This window comes from Myroides sp. LJL115 (assembly GCF_054871665.1).
Genome location: NZ_JBTXLS010000087.1, coordinates 1 through 2579, shown reverse-complemented (window position 1 = coordinate 2579; position 2579 = coordinate 1). Strand labels below are relative to the sequence as shown.

The following is a 2579-nucleotide window of genomic DNA, read 5'->3' as shown; positions in this document are numbered from 1 at the left end:
CCACCCAATAGTACAGCTAGAAAACAAATAACGCTTACAAAGAGACTTTAAAAAGTCCTTTATAAGCGTTATTTTTTGTCTTTAAAAAAGCTATTTCCTAAAAAGAGGCTACTTTATCAGTGCCCTCCATTTCTTTAGACATTTTTTTTATTATTCCACTATTGTTAACTCATCAATTATATTTTGAGCTCCCGCATACTTATCGATAACGAAAAGCACATAGCGTATATCAACATTAATTGCTCTTTGTAATTCAGGATCAAAAATAACATCTCCTGCCATTGCTTCAATATTTCCATCAAAGGCTAAACCAATTAATTCCCCTTTGCCATTCAAAACAGGTGAACCAGAATTTCCACCTGTGATATCGTGATTGGTTAAAAAGTTAACCGGTAAAGCACCTTGTTTATCGGCATATCTACCATAGTCTTTTTCTTGATTCAACTGGATTAATTTACTAGGCACTTCGAATTCCTCATCACCTGGAACATGCTTAGCAATGGTTCCATCTAAAGTAGTAAACCAGTTTTCACTAGCATCGTTCACTTTTCCATTTCTAGGTAAAGGTGTAACTGCTCCATAGCTTAAACGCAAAGTAGAGTTTGCATCTGGATAGTATTTACCTTGTGGATCATTTTTCAAAATACCAGCAACAAATAATCTATATGCACGTAAATACTTGTCCTCTAATTTTGCCAACTCGTCACTCTTAAGACGATACATTTGCATTAAATCTTTACTTAGAAGAAGTAAAGGGTCTTTCTCCAATACTGTCTCAGAAGGATTCTTTAAGAAGCTATCTAAAGAAGCTTCACTAGCAAAAATACTCGTATCAAAAACTTTGGAAACATATGTCTGGAAATCTCCGTTATACTCTTTGGCTATTTCCTGCACATATTGAGATACTGGATATCCCTGATTTCTTTGCCAATAAAGAGAAAGTTGATTAGCAAGCATTTCTTTTTCTAAAGCCTGATCTACTCCTAAGAATCTCTCATGAACCAATTGCTTTAAAGCTGGAAGTTCTTTGGTACGTTTGCTTTTTGGTAATGCAATATATTCTGATAGATTTCTTTCCATACGACTTGGTAAACCAATCATAGCAGAAGTACGAAGCATAGTGGTTAAATAATTATCGTGTTTTGCTTTTTGATTTGTAGCTGCATAATAAGCATTCAAATCCGCAATCACCTGCCCATATTCTTCTTTGTTCTCAGGTTGGTTTGCCCAAGCATTAAAAGCTTCTTCTTCTTTGGTTTTGGTCTGAACTGTTTTGTGCTCATTTAAAGCATCGATCATTCCTTGACGATTCTTCCAATAATTAGCAACTCCAGCATATTTAGACGCATAGTTTAATCGAACTTGGTCATTTTTATCCATGTGCTTTTTCATCACATCCATACCTAACTTCGATCCTTCTACCCAAGCTGGGTATGCAAATTCAATATTTTGATATACCCCTTGAGCAGGCATCCAACGATTTGTTCTACCAGGGTATCCTAAAATCATAGCGAAGTCATCTTCTTGAATCCCCTTAATTGAAACAGGTAAATAGTGTTTTGGATTTAAAGGAATATTATCCGAAGAGTATTTAGCTGGGTTACCATCTTTGTCTGTATATACTCTGAAGATAGAAAAGTCACCAGTATGTCTTGGCCATTCCCAGTTATCTGTATCTCCACCAAATTTCCCAATACTATTAGGAGGTGTTCCTACTAAACGAACATCTTGGAAGTCTTCATACACAAAATAGTAAAATTCATTTCCTTGAAAAAAGGATTTCACTGATACAGTATACTTTCCGTTTTCGTTATTCTCTTTTTGGATTTTTTCAATTTCTTGGTTAATTGCCTTCTCACGCTCTGCTTCGTTCATCTGATCATTTACCACACCTAAGATGCGATCTGTAACATTATCCATACGCACAAAAAAACGTACAGATAAACCTTCCGCATGTCGTTCCGAAGCTTTGTCCTTAGCCCAGAAACCATTCGTTAGAATATCATCCTCAGGAGTAGCTAAGTCCGCTATTTTATCATATCCACAATGGTGGTTAGTAAACAACAAACCTTCCTTTGAAACAATCTCAGCTGTACATCCTCCATCGAATTGTACAATAGCGTCTTTTAAAGAGTGGTTATTTATACTGTAGATTTCTTCTGCAGTTAATTGCAGCCCCATCTTTTCCATATCTGTTTGGTTCAAGCGTTCAATGAACATCAAAAACCACATACCTTCGTTTGCTCTTATTTGATTAGGTCCTAATAAGAGAAAAGCGGTAAGAATTAAAATAATTTTTTTCATAAATTCTATAAGTGTTAATTAATACGAATATACTTTATTATCTGATAAATAAATAGATAAAAAACATTACTATATAAAAAAAGGGGCTGTCTCTAAAGAAAAAGAGACAGCCCTATTTTTTTGCATTTTACTTCTGTGTGATTTTCGGTATTTTTCTAAATATGCGAAGCTCAGACATTGGAAAAATATATTTTCGGTATTTTGGTGTAAAAAGAGGCATTTTATGCCACTCTTTTTCTAATATTCTGTGCGATTGCCAATAATCCGAACTCTAA

The 2579-nt window shown here is 34.7% G+C and carries 1 protein-coding gene; it reads right to left on the bottom strand.

Features of this window, described 5'->3' with window-relative positions; translation table 11 throughout:
• Nucleotides 1-150 precede the first annotated feature (150 nt).
• Nucleotides 151-2304 (bottom strand): S46 family peptidase, encoded by a 2154-nt coding sequence (locus ACYSNX_RS12985; RefSeq protein WP_461755080.1) that lies wholly within the window; start codon nucleotides 2302-2304, stop codon nucleotides 151-153.
• Nucleotides 2305-2579: the final 275 nt, after the last annotated feature.